This is a genomic window from Coxiella-like endosymbiont, assembly GCF_002871095.1.
Classification (GTDB): domain Bacteria; phylum Pseudomonadota; class Gammaproteobacteria; order Coxiellales; family Coxiellaceae; genus Coxiella.
Window position 1 is genome coordinate 1 of sequence record NZ_NSHJ01000041.1, and the last position, 1,235, is coordinate 1,235.

The following is a 1,235-nucleotide window of genomic DNA, read 5'->3' on the forward strand; positions in this document are numbered from 1 at the left end:
GTAGTGTTTAGAAGCAAATTAAAAAATTATAATAATTACTTGGTAAACACTTTATGGATAAAAAAGTAAAACAGCTGTTTATTAATAATGTATTGAAGAATATAAAGTTATCTTATACAGTTATATTCCGGAAATCAGTATCTTTCATTAAAGAAAAATTAAAGAGCATGAAAAGTTAAAAAACTAGTTTGGAAGCTATAAAATTAATTGTGCTAAACACAAAATAGGTTCAATAAAAAATACCATACTTTTAATTATACAACCTCATGACTTCTTTTAATTATTTTCCGATAACAAACGAAACAGATTAACAAAAAACTCCTAAGCTTATTTTTTTGGATCTTATTTATGATGAAAGAACTGATACCTAATAGTTCAAATTTAATAATATAATAAAGTTTAGCTAAAACAACATTATTTAGATTCTTCCATCCATTTAGTTAGTGCATCTACAATTTTTCGTGCTTGCTTATTGCTAGAAATAGTAAACTTAGATTGCTGTTTAAATCCACTAACACGTTTTTGATATCGACGAATAGTATAACTCACTGGATTATAGGCTTGTTTCGATCGATTCCAGGTTTGAATTTTATAAAGAATAGTACACCAGGTACCTTTTGTTAAGATACGTTTATCAAGCTCTTTAAGGGTGACAATTCCATCTTCAACATATTCATCTGTTAAATCATAGATTTTTTCCGACACGATTTGTTCTTCTACTTTAAATAAAGTGATATACGTTTGCTGTAGGCGGTTGTCTAGTATTAATTCTTAAGAATCATTTTTGAAAAAAAGTATAAAGAAGTGTATTTTATAAAATAATTTTCTTTGAGTAGAAAAAATTTTCAAAAACAACTAATTTTTATCAGAAGAATTGAATTAAACTTTGTGATAAAACCGTCTGATTTTAAGAACTTATCCGATAAGTGAATTGTATTTCTAGAGTAATAAGAGTAATTATGATCCATAAATCAAAACTGTAAATGTTCATCTCGTCCTTTAGAAATTTTTAATCGCCAAGTTCTGATTATTTGAATAGGACAATAAATAACCCTGATTTTATAATAAATAATTGCGGAAAAATTTTTATATCTTAATCTTGCACTAGACCCCTCTTGCACTAGACCCCCAGTGCTCAAAGAATCTATTTGTTTTTTTCTATCAAAAAACTTCTTAAAGCTGATGGTATTTTCTAGAAAATCCACTATAATTTTAGTTTTATATAAGGGAAATAC

General features: G+C 26.5%; 2 protein-coding genes. Both read right to left on the minus strand.

The features are described 5' to 3' along the window. Positions 1–414: 414 nt before the first annotated feature. Positions 415–705: a hypothetical protein gene (locus CLERM_RS00435; protein WP_102156658.1), complete on the minus strand. Its 291-nt coding sequence runs from the start codon at positions 703–705 to the stop codon at positions 415–417. Positions 706–971: 266 nt separating this feature from the next. Continuing rightward, the coding region (locus CLERM_RS03980) for a hypothetical protein (protein ID WP_206602225.1) at positions 972–1,235 on the minus strand (264 nt) is incomplete at its 5' end.